General features: G+C 64.6%; 11 protein-coding genes. 5 read left to right on the top strand and 6 right to left on the bottom strand.

What is annotated here, in order from left to right; all coding sequences use genetic code 11:
- Positions 1-268 precede the first annotated feature (268 nt).
- The 3 genes from ACIQWO_RS15670 (at position 269) to ACIQWO_RS15660 (ending at position 12,324) form a co-directional block, all read left to right on the top strand.
- Entirely contained in the window at positions 269-10,183 is a 9,915-nt protein-coding gene (locus tag ACIQWO_RS15670) for an autotransporter-associated beta strand repeat-containing protein (protein ID WP_402825671.1), read from the top strand.
- A 118-nt stretch (positions 10,184-10,301) separates the two neighbouring features.
- Positions 10,302-10,682 carry a DUF488 domain-containing protein gene (locus ACIQWO_RS15665; RefSeq protein ID WP_402825668.1) on the top strand — a complete coding sequence of 127 codons (381 nt, stop codon included), beginning with the start codon at positions 10,302-10,304 and terminating at the stop codon, positions 10,680-10,682.
- Positions 10,683-10,953: 271 nt separating this feature from the next.
- Positions 10,954-12,324: an MFS transporter gene (locus tag ACIQWO_RS15660; protein WP_402825665.1), complete on the top strand. Its 1,371-nt coding sequence runs from the start codon at positions 10,954-10,956 to the stop codon at positions 12,322-12,324.
- An 89-nt stretch (positions 12,325-12,413) separates the two neighbouring features.
- On the opposite strand, the gene ACIQWO_RS15655 is transcribed toward ACIQWO_RS15660, so the two are convergent.
- The 4 genes from ACIQWO_RS15655 to ACIQWO_RS15640 form a co-directional block, all read right to left on the bottom strand.
- Positions 12,414-13,694 (bottom strand): MFS transporter, encoded by a 1,281-nt coding sequence (locus ACIQWO_RS15655; RefSeq protein ID WP_402825662.1) that lies wholly within the window; start codon positions 13,692-13,694, stop codon positions 12,414-12,416.
- Between the two features lie 138 nt (positions 13,695-13,832).
- Entirely contained in the window at positions 13,833-14,933 is a 1,101-nt protein-coding gene (locus ACIQWO_RS15650) for a M14 family metallopeptidase (protein ID WP_402825659.1), read from the bottom strand.
- 243 nt (positions 14,934-15,176) lie between these two features.
- A complete protein-coding gene (locus ACIQWO_RS15645) occupies positions 15,177-16,085 on the bottom strand; it encodes a LysR family transcriptional regulator (RefSeq protein WP_402825656.1) in 909 nt (302 codons plus the stop codon).
- 158 nt (positions 16,086-16,243) lie between these two features.
- Positions 16,244-17,599: an MFS transporter gene (locus ACIQWO_RS15640; RefSeq protein ID WP_402825653.1), complete on the bottom strand. Its 1,356-nt coding sequence runs from the start codon at positions 17,597-17,599 to the stop codon at positions 16,244-16,246.
- Positions 17,600-17,714: 115 nt separating this feature from the next.
- On the opposite strand from ACIQWO_RS15640, the gene ACIQWO_RS15635 reads away from it, so the two are divergent.
- Both ACIQWO_RS15635 and ACIQWO_RS15630 read left to right on the top strand, forming a co-directional pair.
- Positions 17,715-18,725, top strand: a complete 1,011-nt coding sequence (locus tag ACIQWO_RS15635) for an asparaginase (protein WP_402825650.1) — start codon at positions 17,715-17,717, stop codon at positions 18,723-18,725.
- 48 nt (positions 18,726-18,773) lie between these two features.
- Positions 18,774-19,454: a GntR family transcriptional regulator gene (locus ACIQWO_RS15630; protein ID WP_402825647.1), complete on the top strand. Its 681-nt coding sequence runs from the start codon at positions 18,774-18,776 to the stop codon at positions 19,452-19,454.
- Positions 19,455-19,517: 63 nt separating this feature from the next.
- Here ACIQWO_RS15630 and purU read toward each other — a convergent pair whose 3' ends face one another.
- On the bottom strand, positions 19,518-20,390 hold the full coding sequence (purU, locus tag ACIQWO_RS15625; RefSeq protein ID WP_402825644.1) for a formyltetrahydrofolate deformylase: 873 nt from the start codon (positions 20,388-20,390) through the stop codon (positions 19,518-19,520).
- A 131-nt stretch (positions 20,391-20,521) separates the two neighbouring features.
- Complete coding sequence (locus tag ACIQWO_RS15620) at positions 20,522-21,373, bottom strand: DUF4743 domain-containing protein (RefSeq protein ID WP_402825641.1); 852 nt, start codon at positions 21,371-21,373, stop codon at positions 20,522-20,524.
- Positions 21,374-21,404: the final 31 nt, after the last annotated feature.

Raw genomic sequence — 21,404 nt, 5'->3', positions numbered from 1 at the left:
CCGCAAGGCCGCGCACGGCCTTGATTCCCCTGCCAAATTCCGCGTCCCGCGATGTCACTCTGCGCGCCTCCTCAGCGGCATGCCGCGGGCACTTTCCCATCGCGCTTTCTAGAATGGCCCGCACATTTATCGCGCATTAGCGCGTCGTCCCGCAGCCCTGTCACTGCACTGCTGCTGTCGTCGCCTCCCCCCGAATGCCGCCGCCAAGGGCGCGTTGCCATCGCGCACCGCCCTTTCTGCACTCCATGCCATTGGGAACCGGAGCACGATGAACAAGCACCTCTATCGATTGGTCTGGCGGCATTGCCGCGTCGATGTCGTCCCCGTGCCGGAAACGGCGCATCAGAATGCGGGCGCATCGGGGTCGCGTGTGCGTCGTGCAAGACGGTTCCCGATCCTTCGAGCGGCAGTTCCCGCGATGTCGCTCACGCGCGTGTGCCTTGCCTGCATCGTGGTGCTCGGCGCGTTGGCACCCGCGACATCCTGGGCGACTTGTACGGCGGCGGGCAACATCGTGACGTGCAGCGGGGCTGCGAATCCGCTGGCGCCGTCCTACGCGAATGCGGCAAACAACTTGCAGGTCACCGTCAACAGCAGCGCCGGTGTCGGGGTGCTGCTCGGCGTGGGTGGCACGGCACTGTCGCTCACGGGGAACAACATCACGCTCGTGAACGGCGGCACCATCGACCCTTCGCTGCTCGGCGGCATCGGGTTGCTTGCATCGGGCACCGTCATCGGCAACGGCAATGCCGGTGGCAGTACGCAGACGGTGACGAACAACGCGATCATGCGGGGCACGGTGGGTGTGCTGGGCGTGAGCTTGCCCGGGCTGACGGGTTTGGCGCTGACAGCGCAGAACGCGACCGGCGGCACCACGACCATCAACAACAGCGGCACGCTAGGAGCCACGCCGATCCTCGGGGTCACACTCACGGGGAACGGCAGCGCACCGGTGGCGGTGGCGTATGGGGGCGCGGGCGTCAACTTCTCCAACACGGGGACCATTCTCGGACGCGTGGCCTTTCAACCCAACGGCATGACGGGTGCAGGCAATACTTTCAGCAACGAAGGCACGCTAAGCGGTAGCGTCTCGCTCGGCACGAACAGCAACAACACATTCACAGCCGTCACCGGCTCGACATTCAACGACGGCGGCAGTACCGGTATCGGTGCCCTTCCCGTCGTCGGCTTCAACCTCGGCTTTGCGGCGGCGGGCGTGGTCGACGGAGGCGCAGGTGGCACCAACGCGCTGGTGCTTCGCAACTCTGCTAACAACGCGACCACGACCGGCACCGGCACGCTCAACGGCGCGAGCTACGTGAATTTCACGAGCGCCACCGTGAATGGCGGCACTTGGACGCTCACCGGTCCGCTCGCCGTCACGTCGACAACGCTCAACGGTGGCCTCTCCGTTTTCGATAACGCGGGCAGCTTCGGCACCGGCTCGCTCACGGTCAACGGCGGGGCCATGCAAGCGGCTAGTGCGGGGCTGACGATTACCCTTCCGACGGCGTTAGGCACCAACGGCCTCTCTGTCTCGGGGACCAACCCGCTGACGTTGGGCGGTGTCGTCAGCGGTACTGGCAGCGTGTCGCTTGGCGGCACGGGAAGCCTGTCGCTCTCGGGCATCAACACATACTCCGGGGGGACGTTTCTCACGAGCGGTACGCTCGTCGCTGGCAGCAGCACGGCGTTTGGCAGCGGCACGGTTCAGGTATCGGGTACCACCGGCGTGCTCGACGCCAGTGCACCGGTGTCGCTCACCAACACGATTGCCATCGGCGGTGGCAGTACGTTGACACTCGGCGGCAGCGCGGCGCTTACGTTGTCGGGTCTGATCGGCGGCAGCGGCAGTCTGGCCAAACAGGGGGCGCAGACCGTTACGCTGACAGGGGCCAATACGTTCAGCGGGGGCGTCAATGTCGTGGCGGGAACGCTCGCGTTGTCGGGCGCGGGCAGCTTGCAGATCGGCGGCACCCCGCTTGCGCTCTCCGGTGCGGGCGCCGTCTTCGATATGTCGGCAGCGAACGGCGACAGAACCGTCTCGGGATTGTCCGGCGTGGGCAACACGCAAATCGCGCTCGGCGCCAACAACCTGACGCTCGGGAGCAGCGCCAACAGCACATTCGCGGGAGCCATCGGCGGCACGGGCGGCATCGTGAAGACGAATGCCAACACGCAGACGCTAAGCGGCGCGAATACCTTCACCGGCGGCACAAGAATCAACGCGGGCGGCATTGCGCTCGGGGCCGGTGGCTCACTCGCCAGCACCGGTGCGGTGTCTCTGCTCGGGGGCGGCACCACGTTCGACATCAGTCAGGCATCGGCGCAAACCATCGGCGCATTGTCAGGCATCGCCAACACATCGGTCGCGCTCGGCAACAACGCGCTGACCTTCGGCGATGCGACCAATCAGACGTTCGCCGGTGCGTTCACGGGCAGTGGCGGGAGCCTCGTCAAACAAGGCACGGGGGTCATGACGCTGACCGGCACAAGCACTGCCGGAGGCGGGATCAATGTGCGTGCAGGCACGTTGACACTTCAGGGGGCTGCCTTTGCCAACGCCCCCCCGCTTGCGCTGACAGGCAGCACATCGACGCTGGACCTCTCCACCGCTGCGAACATGACGTTCGGAGCGCTCTCCGGCGTATCCGGATCGACGGTGCTCATCGGCAATCAGACGCTCACAGTCGGGGATGCTGGGAACACGACTTTCGGCGGCACGATTTCCGGGACTGGTGGCCTCGTCAAGCAAGGCACGGGTTCGCTGCTGCTCTCCGGCCCGCAGACGTTCACGGGTGGCATCGACGTCGCAGCGGGACGTCTCGCGCTTCAGGGGAATAATGCGTTGGCGGGCAGCAACGTCGTCACGCTCGCGGACGGTGCGACGTTCGACATCGGCGGCGCGGGGCCTGTCTCCATCGGCTCGCTGATCGGCACGGCCAACAGTCAGGTCACACTGGGCAGCAACACGCTTGCACTCGGCGATGCGGCGAGCCAGACGTTCGCGGGCAGCATCGGCGGCACGGGCGGCATCGTCAAACAAGGCACCGGCACGCAAACGCTGACCGGACAGAATGCCTTCACCGGTCAGATCACCATCGATCAGGGCACGCTCTCTCTTGGCGGCACGGGCACGCTGTCGGCGAATCCGGTGAGCATCGCGGGCGGTGCGGCACTCGACATCAGCGGCGGCGAAAACCAGACGATCAGCGCACTATCGGGCGCAGTCGGCAGCACGATCAATCTGGGCGACAACACGCTCTCCTTCGGTGACAACACCAACCAGACCTTCGCGGGCACGCTGACGGGCACCGGTGGCGGCATCGTCAAGTTCGGGACAGGCACGCAAACCATCACCGCCCAACAAACGTTTACGGGCAGTGTCGTCGTGGGTGGCGGTTCGCTTGTGATCGGTGCCGGAGGCGGATTATCGGCGCAGAACGCCGTGACGCTCGGCGATAGCTCGACATCGCTGGACATCAGCGCCGCCGGTCCTCAGACCATCGGCGCACTCAGCGGCGGCGCAGCGCAGGTGCAGTTAGGTGCGAACACCCTGACCTTCGGTGACAACACGGGGGAGACGTTTAACGGCAGCATTCACGGCACCGGAGGGCTGATTAAGCAAGGCGGCGGCGTGCAGACGCTTGGCGGTGCGAGCGACTTCTCCGGCGGCGTGACCGTCAACGCTGGCGGACTGCAATTGGGCAACGCGAATGCGCTCGGCATCGGAACGCTCGCGCTCGCCGATCAGACCACGCTCGACACGACGCAAGCGCTGACCCTCGCCAACAACATCACACTCGGTGGCACGTCTGCGGTGCTCGGTAGCGCGGATCTGACGCTGGCCGGCACCGTGACGGGGAATGGCGCACTTCAGAATGCGGGCGCCGCGACACTTACGCTCGCAGGCACGGGAGGATGGACGGGAGGCACCACCATCAACGACGGGGTGCTCGCACTCGGCAGTGGCGGCTCGCTCGCGTCGCAGGGCGCTGTCATATTGGGCGGCCCAACAGCGACGTTTGACGTCAGCGGCGCGGCCGCGCCGCTAACCATCGGCGCGTTATCGGGCACCGGCGGAACACTCGCGCTTGGCCACACCTTGCTGACCTTCGGTGACGCCACCGACCAGACACTCGCCGCCACGATCACCGGCACGGGTGGACTCGTCAAACAGGGCGCGGGCAAACAAACAATCACCGCAACGCAAATGTATGTGGGTGCCATCGCCATCGCTGATGGAACGCTGGCACTGGGCGGCGGCGCAGCGCTTCAAGGGGGTAACGCGCTCTGGCTCAGAGGCACTAACAGCGTGTTCGATATCAGTGGCGGTGCGGCGTCGACCATCGGCACTCTCGACGGCGTGACTGGCAGTGCCATCTCGCTGGGTGGGCAGACGCTGACGTTGACGTTGAGCAACTCAAGCAACGCGACTTACAGCGGCGCGATTCACGGGACCGGCGCACTTGTCGTCTCGGGCCCCGGCGTCCAGACGCTCTCGGGTGCCAGCGATTTCTCCGGCGGCGTGCGCGTCGGGTCTGGCGGACTGGTCGTCGGCAACGACCTCGCGCTGGGCACGGGGGCGGCGACCTTCGGCAACAACGTGACGCTCGACAGCACGCAAGCCATCACCCTAGGCAACAGCGCCACACTGCTCGGTACGCTGACCGTTCTCGGTAGTCACGACCTCACCCTCAATGGCGCGCTGTCGGGAAGCGGCGGCATCACCAAGTTGGGCAGCGCGACGCTCACGCTGGGCGGCAGCAACACGTATGCGGGTGCGACAACGATCAATGCGGGCACGCTGGCCCTCGGGGCCGGTGCGTCGCTCAATGCCACCGGCACCGTGAGCGTCGCCAGCGGTGCAACGCTCGATCTTTCCGCCGGGAACGGCACGCAAGTGATCGGAGCAATCGACGGTGCAGGCACGGTGAACATCGGTGCCCTCGTCACCGAAATTGGCAGCGCGGGCAGCGATACGTTCAGCGGTGGACTCACCGGCACGGGATCGGTCGTCAAGATCGGCGCGGGCACCGAGACCCTCACAGGGCAAAACACCTATACCGGCGGGACCGTCATTCAGGCGGGGACGCTGGCACTCGGTGGCGCTGGCACGCTCGCCACGAATGGTGCCGTCACGCTTTCCAATGCAGGATCGACGTTCGACATCTCGGGAGCCAATGGACCGCTCACCATCGGTGGGCTCTCTGCCGACGCTGGCACGCAGATTCGATTGGGGATCAACACGCTCACGTTCGGCGATGCGACGACGCATACCGTCGCTGCCGTCATCAGCGGTTCAGGCAATCTCGTCAAACAAGGCAACGGCACGACGACATTGCTCGGCACGCAGCAGTACACCGGCACCACCACAATTTCCGACGGCACACTCGCGCTTGGGGCCGGGGCCAGCCTCGCGCCGGGCGCGTCCGTGTCACTCACCGGGACGGGTTCAGTGCTTGACCTCAGTGCGGCAGGGAATCAATCGCTGGGACATCTGTACGGCACCGGCGGAAGCGTCGTGCTGGGCGGCGGCAGTTCGCTGACGGTCGGCAACAACGATAACGACACGCTCGCGAGCGCCATCTCCGGGACCGGCGCGCTGATCATGGACGGCAGCGGCAAGCTCACGCTCGGCGCGCAGAACACGTTCACGGGGAACGTCAGCGTGAATAACGGCACGCTCGCTCTGGATGCCAATGGCACGCTGTCGAATGCGAACGATGTGACGGTCGCGTCCGGCGCGACATTCGATGTGAGCGCCGCCACGACGCCCGTCATCGGCGCGCTGAGCGGAATCGCTGGCAGCACGGTCGACTTCGGCACGCAGACGCTCACGCTGGGCAGCGCCAACACCGCAATCTTCAGCGGCACACTCAATGGCACGGGTGAACTCATCAAACAAGGCAGTGGCACACAAACGTTGAACGGCAGCGCTGCATTGACGAGCGATGTCCGTGTCGACGCGGGCATGCTGGCGCTCGGCAACGGCACGCAGCTCGGCGGCAAGAACGCCAATCTCAACGGCGCGACGGCCGTCCTCGATCTCTCCTCAGGGCCTAATCAGACTGCTGCAACGGTGAGCGGTGTCGCAGGCAGCACCCTCAATCTCGGCGGAACGACGCTGACGCTTGCCGACGCTGCGGGCAGCGCACTGGCGTCCGACATTCACGGCGCAGGTGGCAGTCTCGTGAAACTCGGCAATGGCGTTCAAACGCTCTCGGGGAATAGCGATTTCTCAGGCGGTGTCAACGTTCAGGCGGGCGGCATTTCCGTGGGCAGCAACACGGCGTTGGGCACGGGCGCGGTGAACTTCGCCGACGGGACATCGCTCGACGCCACGCAGGCCAGCACGCTCGGCAACCAGATCACGCTCGGTGGCAATCTCACCGTCGTCGGTACGAACGACCTCACGCTTAACGGTGCGATCAGCGGCGCAGGTGGTATCACGAAGGACGGCGCGGCCACGCTTACGCTCAACGGTCAGAACACGTACGCCGGGGCAACCAACGTCAACGCCGGGACGCTGGCGCTCGGTGCGGGCGCGAGTCTGAATGCAGCGGGCGTCGTCGATGTGCAGACCGGCGCGACCTTCGATCTGTCAGCGGGCAACGGCACGCAAACGTTCGGTGCGCTTACCGGTGGCGGCAACGTCAACATGGGCAGCAATACCTTGGAGGTCGGTGCGAGCGGACTGAACGAAACGTACAGCGGCGGCGTGATGGGCACCGGTAGTCTGGTGAAAATGGGGACTGGCGTCGAGACGATGACCGGATCGAACACCTTCACCGGTGGTACCGTCGTACAGGCGGGAACGCTCGCGCTTGGCGGGGCTGGCACGCTTTCCCCCATCGGCGCAGTCACGCTACAGAACGCGGGCGCAACACTCGACATTTCCGGCGCAAATGGCAATCGCGCGATCGGCGCGCTGACTGCACAGGCGGGTACCAACGTCACGCTCGGGAGCAATACGCTGACGTTCGGCGATGCGTCGAGCCACACCGTGAGCGGTACGATCAGCGGCACGGGCGGCATCGTCAAGCAAGGCAGCGGCGCGCAAACGCTCCTCGGTCAGCAGCAGTTCACCGGCACGACCACCATCGCGGACGGCACGCTCTCGCTCGGCGCAACCGGTCAGTTAGCCAACGGGGCGAACGTCGCGATCACAGGCGCCAACGCCACATTCGACATCTCGGCAGCGGGTAATCAAACGCTCGCGACGCTGGCAGGTACAGGTGGCACTGTGAACGTCGGTGGCAATACGTTGACGTTCGGAGACGCAACCAATCAGACGCTTGGCGCGGGCTTCGCAGGCACCGGCGGCATCGTCAAAGCCGGTGCGGGTACGCAGACGTTGACGGGACAAAGTACTTTCACCGGTGGCATCGACGTGGCGGGTGGCACGCTGGCGCTGGGAGCGGGTGGCGCGCTTGGCGGCGCGAACGACGTCACGCTTGCAGGCGGCACCGCGCTCGATCTCTCCGGCGCAACGGCACCGGTCACCGTCCGGGGACTGGATGGTGCCGCCAACACCACGGTCTCGCTCGGCGGGCAATCGCTCACGCTGGGGGGCACCGCGAACAACGCTTTCGACGGCAGCATCACCGGCACCGGCGGCATCACGAAGCAAGGGAGCGGCACGGTGACGCTTGGCGGGAACAACACGTTCTCAGGGCAAACAACCGTGTCAGGCGGCACGCTGAAGCTCGGCGCCTCCGGACGTCTCGGCAATACCTCCGGCATCTCACTTGGCAACGCTGGCGCCACGCTCGACGCATCCGCCACGATAGCCCCCCTCGTGCTTGCAACACTCAACGGTGGCACTGGCACACAGGTCATTCTCGGCAGCGGCGGACTCACGACGGGCGACACAGGCAGCCACGTCTTCAATGGCATGTTGTCCGGCGCGGGCGCGCTGATCAAGAACGGGAGTGGTTCGCTGTCGTTAGGAGCGGCCAATACGTTCACCGGCGGCACGACGTTGAACGCTGGCACGCTAACTGTCGGCAACAACGCTTCGCTCGGCACCGGCGGCCTTGCCGTCAACGGGAGTGGCGCACTCAACGCAAGTGCTCCGGCGACGCTCGCGAACGGCATCACACTCAACAACGGATCGACACTGTCTGTCGGCGGCACGGCCCCGCTAACACTTGGTGGAAACATTTCCGGTAACGGCGGGTTGTCGCTGAACAACCCGCAGGGCATCACGCTCGGCGGCACGAATACCTTCACGGGCGGCACGACGGTGAATGGCGGTGGCGTCACGCTCACGTCGCCTGGCGGGTTGGGCGTCGGCGGGCTGACCGTGGCACAGGGCGGCGTGACCACGCAAGGCATCAACGTCACACTGCCGTCGCTGAACGGCACAACACAAGGCGGGCTCACGATTAATGGCGGTTCGGTGTCGGTGGCGTCGGGCAATTTCCCCGGCAGCGTTTCCGGCACGGGCGGTCTCACGAAGACCGGCGGTGGCACGCTCACGCTGGGAGCGCAAAATCCGCTGTCGGGACCGACGACCGTCACGGGCGGTACGCTGAGTATCGGTGGACTGCCCAACTCCCCGGTCACCGTCCAGACAGGGGCCACGCTGACGACACCCGCACCGGCCAGCGCCGGTGGCTCCGGAGCAGGCGCACAGACCGGTCCCCTGACAGGCGCGAGCGGGAGTCAGATCGTGGTCAGTGCGCCGGGGTCGACGCTTAGCGTCGGTGGCAACCTCACGCTACCGCCGGGATCGACGTTGCAGGTCAACGCGGCCCCCGGTACCGCGCCGAGTCAGGTCAGCACCACGGGTAGTGCCACGGTCGGTGGCAGTAACCTCGTCGTCAATGCGGCACCGGGCACGCAACCGGCCGATGCATCGGGGGCCGTCATCGTGTCGGCGACGGGCGGCGTCGCCGGGCAATTCGCATCGACGTCCACCAACCTCCTCTACCTCACGCCACAGGTCAGCTATACGCCGACGTCCGTGTTGCTGACGTTCGCGCCAAACGGCACGCCGCTGCCCGCCGGGGCCGTCACGCCGAATCAGCGCGCGGTGGCCGCTGCGGTCGCATCGCTGGGCACGGGCAGCGCGACCTATCAGGCCGCACTCGGTCTGACGGCCGCCACCGCGCCCGCCGCATTCGAAAGCCTCGACGGGAGTCTGCACGCCTCGGTGGCGTCGATGTTGCTCAACCAGTCGCAAATTGCACGCGACGCGGTCTCACAGCGATTGCGCGAGAGTCTCTCGCTTGCACTGGAGTGTGACGCCGCGCAACCGAGCAACGAGCCCACGCGCACCAACATGACGTCACCGAATCAGAGCGACGATTGCCGCTCGCAACCTCGCGCGACACAGGCGTGGGCATCCGTCTACGGCAATGACGGGCAGATGCGTAACCGCGCCGTCAGCGATGGTGGCTCGGGCGCAGCGACTCTGCATCGCCGTGGCATGGGTGTGCTCGCCGGGGTGGATGCGCCCTTCGCCGACGCATGGCGCGCTGGCATGTTCGGCGGACTCGGTCACAGCACGTTCAACACGGGTGGCGCCGCTTCGGGCAACAGCAACGACGCGCAGATCGGCGCTTACGTGAATCGGCGCTTCGGACGTCTGGGTGCCACGGTCGGCGGTGCATATGGCTGGCAGCAGATCAGCGCGCAACGCGCCATCGCCATCGGTCCCATCGCACAGACGGCGCGTGCAACATACAACGCCGCTGTGTGGCAGGTGTTCGGCGAGGCGGCGTGGCGTCTCGATGCCGGGCGCGTCAGTGTCGAGCCCTTCGCAAACGTGGCTTACGCACGCGTACGCACCGACGCCTTCGACGAATCCGGCAGCATTGCCGGGCTCCATGCCGACGAACAGTCGCACGGCGTCACATTCTCCACCGCAGGCCTGCGTGGTGAGATCCTCTTCGCCACGGGGACCGGGTTTGCGGCATCGGGACGCTTACGATTGTCGGCCGGGTGGCGTCACGCTTACGGCGCGAACACGCCGGACATGCAACTGGCGTTCTCGGGGACGTCGGCGGCCTTCACCGTGGGGGGCGTGCCGATTGCCCGTGACGCAGCGGTCGTCAGCGCCGGTATCGATGCTTTCGTCAGCGATGGCGTCACGCTCGGCGTGAGCTATTCGGGGCAGTTCGGCGGCAAGGTCAGCGACAACTCGGTGTACGGCAACGTCAACTGGCGCTTCTGATGTGCGCTGGGATGGGGACTCGCCTGTAACGACGGCGTCCGGTAAGCTCCGAAGTATTGCGCGCCCGCTCAGCGCGAGCGGCGCGCGCTCACTCGATCAGCCCCGGAGGCCGTCCCCCATGCCGTCCTACAACATTCGCTTTAAGCGCGTCTACGACGCCCCCGACGCTGCCGACGGCCAGCGTGTTCTCGCCGACCGTCTCTGGCCGCGCGGGTTGGCCAAGGCCAAGGCGCAGATCGACTTTTGGGCAAAGGACGTCACGCCGAGCACACCGCTGCGCAAGTGGTTTCACGAGCATCCCGAGGCGTTCGCGGCGTTCCGCACGCGCTTCCTCGAAGAGCTTTCAGCGCTGGATGCCGACCACAACGCGATGCTCACCGAGTTGCGCACGCGTCTGACCGAAGGTCCGGTCACATTACTCACGGCCGCACATCGACTGGAAGACGACGAAGCACATACGCATCTTCACGTCCTCCGTGACTTTCTTGAGTCGCATTGAGAACCGACGAAGTTCGATAAATAAAACGCCATATCGCGGTGTGGCACGGCATTCCGCTGCTTAAAACGACACGACGCGTCGTCGGTCCCCCTGAAACCCGCATGACGCCTCGCTTCACCCGTCAACGGCACGAGCCGCACCGGAATTTGCTATAAACGCAGAAAGCGACACCTGCTACATCGTCTGCGCTTTACCTCAGTACCCCCGTGCTGCACCTCTTACCGTACCTCGTTCGCTTACTCTCGTTGCCGCGACGGCAACGTCATGCCTCATGCTCGTTCCACTGATAGTTGCCTGCGCGCTGTTCATGGAGAACATGGATTCCACCGTGTTGTCCACCTCCTTGCCGTTGATCGCGAAAGATCTCGGCGAGAGCCCGATCACGCTCAAGCTCGCCCTCACGACGTACCTCATCAGCCTCGCGGTCTTCATTCCGATCAGTGGCTGGATCGCCGATCGCTTCGGCACGCGTAACGTCTTTCGCACCGCCATCGGCGTGTTCGTCGTCGGCTCCATCTGCTGCGGCATCTCGACCAACTTGCCGGAACTGGTGATTGCGCGCTTTGTGCAAGGCATGGGCGGCGCGATGATGGTGCCCGTGGGACGACTCGCACTGCTCAAGTCCGTGGAGAAGCGCGACATGGTGCGCGCGCTCAACTACCTCACGATCCCGGCGCTGGTCGGCCCGGTGCTCGGTCCGCCGCTCGGCGGCTTCATCACGACGTACTGGCACTGGCGCTGGATCTTCTTCATCAACATCCCCATCGGCGTGCTCGGTTTCGTCCTCGCGACGAAATTCATTCCCGATCTGTACGAAGACGAAGTGCCGCCGCTCGACGTCAAGGGCTTCCTGCTCTCGGGCTTCGGTTTGTCGATCCTGATGTTGGGTCTGTCGACCATCGGCCGTCACCTGATTCCGACGCCGCTCGCCCTCGGACTGGTCGCCTTCGGCGCGGCGCTGATCGTCGCGTATCTGCGTCACGCGAAAGGGATTGCGCATCCGTTGTTGCGGCTCGATCTCTTTCGCATCCCCACGTTCCGCGCGGGTGTCGGTGGCGGCACGCTGTTTCGCATCGGCGTAGGTGCGACGCCGTTTCTCTTGCCGTTGATGCTGCAACTCGGCTTCGGCATGACGCCGCTGGAGTCGGGCGCGCTGACCTTCATCTCTGCGGCCGGTGCGATGTTCATGAAGACGCTCTCGCTGCGCATTCTTCAGCGCTGGGGGTTCCGCCGTGTGCTGATGACGAACGCAGTCATTGCGGCAGCGACCATCGGCGGGTATGGACTCTTCACCGACCAGACGTCGCATCTGGTCATTCTCGGCACGCTACTGTTCGGCGGTTGCTTCCGCTCGCTGCAATTCACGAGTCTGAATGCAATTTCCTACGCCGACGTGCCGGGGCATCGCATGAGTCAGGCGACGAGTCTCGCCAGCGTCGCACAACAAGTGTCGCTCACGCTCGGGATTACGATTGGCGCGGCCGTGTTGCAGACGTCGTCGTGGCTGCATGGGCGCGATCATGTGACGAATGTCGACTTCCCGTGGGCGTTCCTCGTCGTCGGCCTGATCGCCGTCAGCTCGACGATTTCGATTGCACGGCTTTCGCGCGATGCGGGCAGCGAGTTGGCGCAGCGCACCTGATACGTTTCACGCGCGAAAAAAAGCCCGAGACATCGCGTCCCGGGCTTTTTCTTTTGTGCGATGTGCCGCCTCTGGCGACACGGACTTCATCAACGCAACTTCAACGCCCGAATCCGCAGTAACGCGATCATGCTGATCACCGCCGCGCCCATCAGGTAGAAACTCGGCGCGAGTTTGCTGCCGGTGACCTGTATCAGCCAGGTGATGATGAACGGAGCAAAGCCGCCGAAGATCGTGACCGCCAGGTTGTAAGCGATCGACATACCCGTCGTACGGGTTTGCGTCGGGAACAACTCGCTGAGCAGTGCAGGCATGCCGCCGTAGTACGCCACGCTCACCAGTCCGATACCGATCTGCATGGCCATCATGGTGCCGAACGTGGCATGAAGGTCGAGCACGTAAAACGCTGGCCAGGAAAGCAGCAGGATCACCACGGCGGCACCGAGCATCATGCCCGTGCGTCCGTGCTTATCCGACAGGTGCCCCACGATCGGCGCGCCCACTGTCTGAATCACGCCGGTGGCGATGATGGCCGTAAAGACCGTCGACGCCGAAACACCGAGCTGCTTGACGGCATACGTCGGCATGAACAGGATCAAGTAGGCCGAAACGGTGGCAAGCACGACCACGCCGATAGCGAGCAACAGGCGTTCCTTCTGGCTCGAGAACGTATCGGCCAGCGGCGATTGCGTGGTCTCGGCCGCCACGAACTCGGGCGTCTCGTCCATGTGTGTGCGGATGTAATACGCGACGGGGCCGATCATCAAGCCGAACAGGAATGGGATACGCCATCCCCAGCTTTGCATCTGGGCATCGCTCAGACTGCTCGTGAGCACGGCCCCGAAGACCGATGCCAGCAAGGTCGTCATGCCCTGACTCGACGACTGCCAGCTCGCATAGAAGCCTCGCCGCGACGGCGCCTGCTCCGCGAGAAACGCTGTGGCACTGCCGTACTCCCCACCGGCTGAAAAGCCCTGGATCATCCGCGCGAGCACCAGACCGATCGGCGCAAGCACGCCAATGGACGCATAGGTCGGCATCAGGCCGATGATGAGTGTGCCCGCCATCATCAACGTGATCGACAACGTGAGTGCGGCCTTGCGGCCAGCCTTGTCGGCATAAACGCCGAGCACGATCGCGCCGAGCGGGCGCATGAAGAACGACACGCCAAACGTACCCAGCGTGAGCAGCAGCGACACGGTCGAGTCGCCCGCCGGAAAAAACAGCCTGGAGATCGTGACGGCGAAAAAGCCGTAGACGACGAGGTCGAACCATTCGAGGGCATTGCCGATGGTGGCGGCCGCGATGACCCGCCACGCAGGCGTGGCCGGTTTCGCATCGGCCGACATTGCGAGAGACGCATTGTTCATTGCGATTCCTTGAAGTGCAGAAGACTTGCCGAATCGAGGGCGACGCGACACCCGCAAGATGCCGCGCCAACCCAATGGATCATCAACCACGCGAGACGATGCGTGACGACGTACGTGCACCCGAAAGCGGGCGCAGCATCACGTCGCCGACAGCCCGCAAAGCGCCTGAAGCACGGCAACCCGGCTTTGGCCGAGCACCATGCCCTTCCACACGTCGTGATCGCAATAGAACGCGCCGCGCACACGCCGACGCAACGCCGTCGCGACGTCGGTCGGCGCATCCGGATGCGCGCGCAGCCAGGCTTCGCCGCGCAACGCGCCGACGACGGCCTCGAACGGCTGCGTGCCGTACTCCATCGCCATCAGGGTCGGGCGCGATTCGGGGCAACACGTGTAGATCGTCGAGGCAAGCTGGCCCGTCACGTCCACCAATGCCGACGTGCCCGCAAACGGCACCGCGATGTCCGCGCCCCACCATTGCCGGGCGCGATCGACTTCCTGCTCGTTGCGCCGACCCGCGAAGATCTTCTCGCCGTGTCCCTGCGGCCCGAGTCCGGTGTGGTAGTCGATCCAACCGATGTCGGCGAAGCTCGCGGCCTGCGTGCGCAGGACATGCGAGACAGTCTGCAACGAACGGCTTTGTGCCTGACCGCCGTAGAACAGGCCACTGGCGTGCGTGTATTGCCCGCTGGAAACCGCGTTGCGAAAACGTTGTTCGCCGTGACGTTCGATGTACTCGGCGATGGCGCGCTCGTTCTGCGGCGTGGGCGGCCATTCGGTCGGCACGAGCCAGTCGTGAACATCGGCATAGTCGGCGTTGACCGGTAGCGGTTGCGCGCCAAAGGCCTGCGCGTTGCGATTCAGGTCGATGTTGTCTTCGTTCGTTCGACTCCCCCACGAAAAGCCATACGGATTCACCGCGTGGATCAGCAACAGGGCCACACCGGCCTCGGCCGCGCGTGCGAGCATCGGCGCGTCGTCAAGCAACGCCACCTGGCAACCCGAGCCGCAATGCCCCTCGGCGCCGTGCGTGGCCGATGTCAGGATCAGCAGGCGGCGGGCGTTCGGCGGCGCGATCATCGCCACGTCGGTCGACAAGGCTTCGCCCTGCGCGCCAGTGGCGTCGACAGGGTACGAATCGATCTGGTCGGTGCGCCGTCGTGCTGCGCTCAGAAAACGCTCACGCGCCTCGGCGTAGGTCGAAGAAAAGTAACGCTCGGTGTCTTGCGATGTCGTCATCCCCATCCTCCTTGCCCGCACACCGGCCTGGCCGGTGCAGGTATCGGTTGTTGTCGTGACTCGTCTGCGTCGCCGTACCGTGCCACCGTAGAGGGCGGCACGTGACACGTCGGCAGACGGGTTACGGGGATCTTATCGCTGCGCCCCTATACCTAAAAGATAAGAAATATATTCTGGATATCAGCATTTCTTATCGCGTGGGTCGGACGAATCAGCGGGAGGTGAACGTCATGCGCAGCCGTCTCAGACGTCGGCCGCCGTGAGACTCGCCGCCGCTTCCGCGAGGCAGTTCATCAGACAGCGCGCCGCCGGCGTGGGCTGCGACCCTGGCCGTGTCGCGAGCGTCAGCCACGCCATCGGCAGCGGTTCGGCGGGGTGAAACAGGCTCAGGTTCGCGATGCGCTGACGCCGGTCGAGCACCACGCGCGAGAAGATCCCGAGCGCGTCGGAGTTCTCCATGATGCTCAACGCCGTCACGATCGAGCGACACGAGATCACGTCTTGCGGTGGGTTCAGGCGATAGTCCCGGAACACGCGACTCAGATAGTCGGTCGCACTGTCGCCAATGCCCGGCACGAGCCACAGGCTGTCACGCAATTCCGCAATCGACTTCGCGCCGCGCAGCGGATGCCGCTTGCGACCGACCACGACCAGTTGCATGGGCAGCAGAACAGTGCGCTCGAATCCGTCGGCGGCACCGCCTTCGAGTTCGGTCAACACGGCGAAGTCGAGACGCCCGGCTTCCAACTGGTCTTGCGTGTGGGGCGGAGCAGACTCGCTGATCGTGAGTTCGACGCGTGGCATGCGCTCGCGAAAGCGCTGCAACGCCGACGGAAACAGCGACAGCGCTGCGGTCGACGATATTGCGATGTTCAGGCTGCCGCCCGCACCGTCGCGCATCTGGTCGAGCTCATCTTGCGCCTTGCGCGCTTCCTCGAGAATCAGATGGGCGCGTTTGAGCAATGCCTGACCGAACGGCGTGAGTTCGATGCCCTTGCTGCCGCGATGCAGCAAGTGCGTATCGACGTTGCGCTCGAGCTCGCGCATGATGCGTGTGACCGCTGGCTGAGACAGACCGAGCACGCGCGCTGCGCTGCGAATGCTTTGCTGCTGGGCAACGATGGTGAAGGCGTGCAGATGCTGAAGGTTCATGCGGGCGTCTCGCGCGAACGTCGACCGGTGTTGGCTACCGGCCGACGCATCGTCTCTGTTTTGTTTCTGTTTTCCTGAGCGGCATCGAGATGCCGGTGATCAGGAAATGATATCGCGAGACGCGCGAGTCCCCGTTGTCTGTTGCACGCCGGTCGGGATCAGGCCGACACCGTTTCGCCCTCACGACGCGTGAGCTTCGGGCCGACGCCCGGCTTGACCTGCAGCATGGCGAACACGCCGACCGCCGTGGCGACGGCCGTGGCAATGAACATCGACGAATAGCCATACTTGGCCGACAGAATCCCGGCGAGCGTGGGGGCAAGCACCGAGGCAATGTTCGCGATGAAGTGCATCAGACCGCTGAACGTGCCCACGCGCGTGGGTGCCGTGTCGATCACCACCGCCCAGTAAACCGAGTTCGGCAGGGCATTCAACGCGTTGCCGAGCGTCATCAGCGCGATCACGGCCCACACGCTTTGTGCCTGCGACACCAGCAGGAAACACAGCGTCGTGCAGGTCAGCGCGGCAGCCGCGAACCAGCTACGCGCGATCACCAACTTGCCGGTCTTGCGATACAGCCAGTCCGAGATTCGACCGCCGAGCAGCACCGTCACACACGCGCCCGTCCACGGAATCATGCCGATATACCAGAGCGACGACAGCGTGAAATGAAATTCGTCGGCAAGATACTTCGGCGTCCACGTCAGCAGCATGAAGTTCACGTAGATGAAAGCAAAGTAACCGATCGAGTTGAACACCAGCGTCTTGCTCTTGAAGAAGCTCCACCACGGCATATCGCTCGCGGCGGCAGCGGCGGAAGTGTTCTGTGCCGGACGACCCGCCTGAATCAGCGCCACTTCAGCCTCGTTCACGCGCGGGTTGTCTTCGGGGCGATTCGTGTAGACGCGTGCGAACAGCGCAATCAGCACGAAACCCGCAATGCCGAGCACGACATACATCGTGCGCCAGCTATCGGTCAGCAACAGCAGGCCGACGGCCACCGGTGCCGTGAGCAGCGCGCCCAGCGGCGTGCTCAACAGGCCGATCGACACCGCGAAGCCGCGCTCCGACGGCGACGCCCATGTGGACATCGTCTTGTTGATGATCGAGTAGGCCGGTCCCTCGGCGAAACCGAACAGCACACGAATCGTGGCGAACCCGGTCAGTGCCGAGCCACCAAACACCGCGATCCCGATGTCGCCCGCCCAGATCATGGCAATGGCGAACGCCGACCATGCGATACCGGCAATCACCCATACCTTCTTGGCGCCCAGACGGTCCGCCAGTGCCCCGCCGAAGAGAGCCCCGAACATGTAGCCGTAGCCGAAATAGCCGAGCACGGCACCCCAGCCCGCGCGGTCGAAGCCGTATTCGGCCGTGATCTGCCCGGCGGAATACGAAATGGCGCCGCGGTCGATGTAGTTCACCAGGGCAATCACCACGATCAGTGCGAATACGGCGAACCGGTATCGCGTCGCTCCAGCGGCCGGATGGCCCACCGTTGTTGGTTGCATGACGTCTCCTCGATTTTGGATCTGTGCGAAGCACTCGATGCCCTTCGCAAACGATTGTCGATTATATATAATGCACAATGCATATCAACTGAAATCAAAAAACCCAGCCTCCACCATGTCCAATTCGCTTCCCGTGGTTGCCGTCGCCTCGCTTGGCGGCACGATCAGCATGACGCCCTCCGACGCCGCAGGCGGCGTCGTCCCCACGCTAGACGCCACGCAACTGGCGCGCTCAGTACCCGGCTTGTCGGAGGTCGCGACGATCACGACGGCATCGATTCGTCAGCTTCCCAGCGCGTCGCTGCGCTACGACGATCTGATGGAGGTCCTTGCCTGGGCCGAGCAACAGATCGCGGCGGGCGCCGTCGGTGTGGTGCTCACCCAGGGCACCGACACGCTGGAGGAGACGGCATTCCTGCTGGACTTGTTCTGGAAGCTGCCCGCACCGTTGATCCTGACCGGCGCGATGCGCGCGCCGCAGGCGGCCGGTGCCGACGGTCCGGCCAATTTGCTGTCGGCCGTGCGTACGGCGATCCATCCCGACAGTGCAGGCCGGGGCGTGTTGGTGGTGATGAACGACACGGCGCACTATGCACGCTGGGTCAGCAAGGGCGATTCGCTGGCGGTTCAGGCTTTCGTGTCGCTCGACGGCGGCGTTGCTGCGCGCCTGGTGGAAGGTCGTCCGACGTTTTTCCACGCCGCCCCGATGCGTGCGCAGCCGTTGGCACGACCGGTCCGTGCGTGGCCGAAGGTGGCTTTGGTGAGCGCCGTGCTGGGTGACGAGGGTGAGCTTGCCGAACTCGCAGTGCAAGCGGGTTATGAGGCCGTGGTGATCGCGGCGCAGGGCGCGGGCCACGTGTCGTTCGGCTTCGCCGAGCGTATCGGCGAGTTGACGCAAAAGGTCCCGGTGGTGATCGCAAGCCGAGCATCGGGTGGCTCGACGGCGTCGCAAACTTACGGTTACGTGGGGGCGGAAATCGATCTGGTCCGACGTGGGGCGGTGATGTCCGGCTGGCTCTCGGGACTCAAGTCACGGCTGCTCGTGACGGCGCTCCTTGCCTCGGGCGTGGCGCCCGGCGCCGTGACGGAGGCCCTGACGAATTGGAGTAAACTCACGCGTCGATAATCCTCACACCACACAGCTTTGAAAAGCACGTCCTCCGCTTCTGCCAGCGTGTCCGGTACGTCTGGCCGCCGCCGTCTCACGGCATATCAATATGCCATCGAGACACTGCGTACCGAGATTCTGCAAGGCAAGCTCAAGGCGGGCGACCGCCTGCGGCAGGACGACCTCGCGCGCCGTCTGGAGATGTCGACCACGCCGGTGCGCGAAGCACTGCGCACGCTCGTCTCCGAGGGGCTGGTGTTCTTCGACGTTCACCGCGGCGCGGTGGTGCGCGGTCTGACGGTCGACGACGTCAACGAGCTCTACCGATTGCGCAAGACGCTCGAACCGATGATGGCCGAGCAGGCGATGGCCACGATCAGCGAAGCGGACATTGCGCACGCGCAGGCGCTTCACGCGGAAATGCTCGCCACGCAGGATGTCGCCAAATGGACCGAGCTGAATCAGGCGTTTCATGCGGCACTGTGGGCATCGCAGGACGAGTCCCGCCTGGCGCATCTCATCAAGACGCTACGCGATGCGTCCGGCCCTTACATTGCGCTGTCGCTGTATATGCGGCCCGTGCACGTCGAGGTCAGTAATCACGAGCACCAGCAGATGCTCGACGAGTACCGTGCACGCGACGTGGCCGCCGCCAGGCGGCATACGGAAGATCACCTCGACGCCACGCTGCGCATCATCGTCAAGGCCATCGAGCAGAGCGAAGCCGAAGCGGCCGCCAACGACTGATCGCCTCGTCCGCGGCCAGGCATCGCCTGCGGCGGTGCCGCCCCGTGTTTTTGAACTGGCCGCTTAGCGGAAGATCACCGTCTTGTGGCCGTTCAGCAGAATGCGGTGCTCGGCGTGAAAGCGCACGGCGCGCGCGAGTGCGACACATTCCACGTCGCGACCGATGGCGGTCAGTTGCTCAGGGTCCATCGTGTGGTCGACGCGCTCGACTTCCTGCTCGATGATCGGACCTTCGTCGAGATCGGACGTCACATAGTGCGCCGTCGCCCCGATCAGCTTCACGCCACGGTCGAACGCCTGATAGTACGGCTTCGCGCCCTTGAAGCTCGGCAGGAACGAATGGTGGATGTTGATGGCGCGGCCCGCCAGCTTCTTGCACAGGTCGCTGGAGAGCACCTGCATGTAACGGGCCAGCACCACCAGATCGATGTTGTTGTCTTCGACCAGCGCGAACACCTTGGCTTCCTGCGCAGCCTTCGACTCGGGCGTCGAGTTCATGAGCGGCAGATAGTGGAACGGGATGTTGTAGCTCGCCGCCAGTTGGTAGAAATCCTTGTGGTTCGAGACGATCACCGGGATTTCGACGTTGAGCTGGCCGGTCTTGTAGCGGAACAGCAGGTCGTTCAGGCAGTGGCCGATCTTCGACACCATCAGCATGACGCGCGGCTTGATCGACGCGTCGACCAGTTCCCATTCCATCTCGAACTGCTCGGCCAGCGGTGCAAAGTCACGCTGGAGCGACGCCAGATCGGTCTGGCCCGGCAGTTGCTGAAAATGCACGCGCATGAAGAAGCCGCCCGTGAAGCGATCGTTGAACTGCGCCGAGTCGAGAATGTTGCCGCCGCGCTCGACCAGGAAACCGGCCACCGTGTGGACGATGCCGGGACGGTCCGGGCAGGACAACTTCAGAATGTAGCTATTTTCGATCGGTGCCATGATTGCTCCTGGGCAAAGGCTTGCAATGAGCGTTGCAGTGTTGAAATTCGGTAATTCGTCGATTCGGTCGATGCGGTCGATTCGATATCGGCAGGACGCGCACTCGGCATCCGGCGCATGTCGACGCGGGCTTACTCGTCCGCTGGCTTGAACAACGCCTCGATACCGGCGCAGTCCTTCACGCGAATCGCGCCCTCGCGCAGCAGGAAGTCGAGGCTCGCGAGGCTTGCATCGACCGTCATCTTGCCGCGCGCGATCACGTCGCGTACGTCGCCCGCCGAGCACAGCCAGTGCGCGCTTGCCTCGCCGTCCTGATTCTCGGGAACGAACCCGCGCGGCAGCGCAAGATCGTAGACGAAAATCTGCTCGGACTGCACGCCTTCGGGAATTTCCGCGAGGATGTGCAGCGTACGGCCCGGACGCGCTTCGTTGGCCAGATGCGCCGGAATACCCGCTTCTTCCCAGCACTCCTTGACCAGCGTATCGCCCACACCAATGCCGTTACCGATGCCGCCCGCCGACAGGTTGTCGAGACAGCCCGGATCGGTGGCCTTGAGCACGCTGCGGCGCGCGATCCACATCTTCGGCGCTTCGCCGACGAAGCGAGCGGGCACGTAGCCGTTCACATGCACGGCAAACGTGCGCGTGCCGAAAAAACGGGAGGCGGCGCGTTCGATCCACGCCAGCGGTGTGTCGTACAGACGCTGACGGATCGCGTAATGCTCGTTGCGCCAGCCGGTGATACGCCCCTCGGCGGCGAGGGCTTCGATCACGGGCGCCAGCGCCGCCGTGCGGGCTTCGCACGTATCGTGACGCGGATGAATGCGCACGGCGAGCGAGCTGATCTCGAACACGTCAGGCCAGCGGCACAGCGACTCGACGTCGCTACGGCGAATCCATCCAAAACGCTGCGAGCCGATCACGAGCGGCAGATGCGCTCGGTCGTCGAAGCGGCGCGCCGCCGCAATACAAGCAAAAGACATACGTCAGAGACCGGACGCGCGCCAGGCGTTG

Origin of the sequence: Pandoraea sp. NPDC090278 (assembly GCF_044772185.1) — a bacterium.
In the GTDB taxonomy this organism is placed as follows: domain Bacteria; phylum Pseudomonadota; class Gammaproteobacteria; order Burkholderiales; family Burkholderiaceae; genus Pandoraea.
Note: the sequence above shows the minus strand (reverse complement) of the source record. Positions and strands in the feature narration are given on the sequence as shown.

Bases quoted from the DNA above. Each gene is read 5' to 3' on its own strand.
- ACIQWO_RS15670 (WP_402825671.1), top strand. From the start codon at position 269: ATGAACAAGCACCTCTATCGATTGGTCTGGCGGCATTGCCGCGTCGAT.
- ACIQWO_RS15665 (WP_402825668.1), top strand. From the start codon at position 10,302: ATGCCGTCCTACAACATTCGCTTTAAGCGCGTCTACGACGCCCCCGAC.
- ACIQWO_RS15660 (WP_402825665.1), top strand. From the start codon at position 10,954: ATGCTCGTTCCACTGATAGTTGCCTGCGCGCTGTTCATGGAGAACATG.
- ACIQWO_RS15655 (WP_402825662.1), bottom strand. From the start codon at position 13,694: ATGAACAATGCGTCTCTCGCAATGTCGGCCGATGCGAAACCGGCCACG.
- ACIQWO_RS15650 (WP_402825659.1), bottom strand. From the start codon at position 14,933: ATGACGACATCGCAAGACACCGAGCGTTACTTTTCTTCGACCTACGCC.
- ACIQWO_RS15645 (WP_402825656.1), bottom strand. From the start codon at position 16,085: ATGAACCTTCAGCATCTGCACGCCTTCACCATCGTTGCCCAGCAGCAA.
- ACIQWO_RS15640 (WP_402825653.1), bottom strand. From the start codon at position 17,599: ATGCAACCAACAACGGTGGGCCATCCGGCCGCTGGAGCGACGCGATAC.
- ACIQWO_RS15635 (WP_402825650.1), top strand. From the start codon at position 17,715: ATGTCCAATTCGCTTCCCGTGGTTGCCGTCGCCTCGCTTGGCGGCACG.
- purU (WP_402825644.1), bottom strand. From the start codon at position 20,390: ATGGCACCGATCGAAAATAGCTACATTCTGAAGTTGTCCTGCCCGGAC.
- ACIQWO_RS15620 (WP_402825641.1), bottom strand. From the start codon at position 21,373: ATGTCTTTTGCTTGTATTGCGGCGGCGCGCCGCTTCGACGACCGAGCG.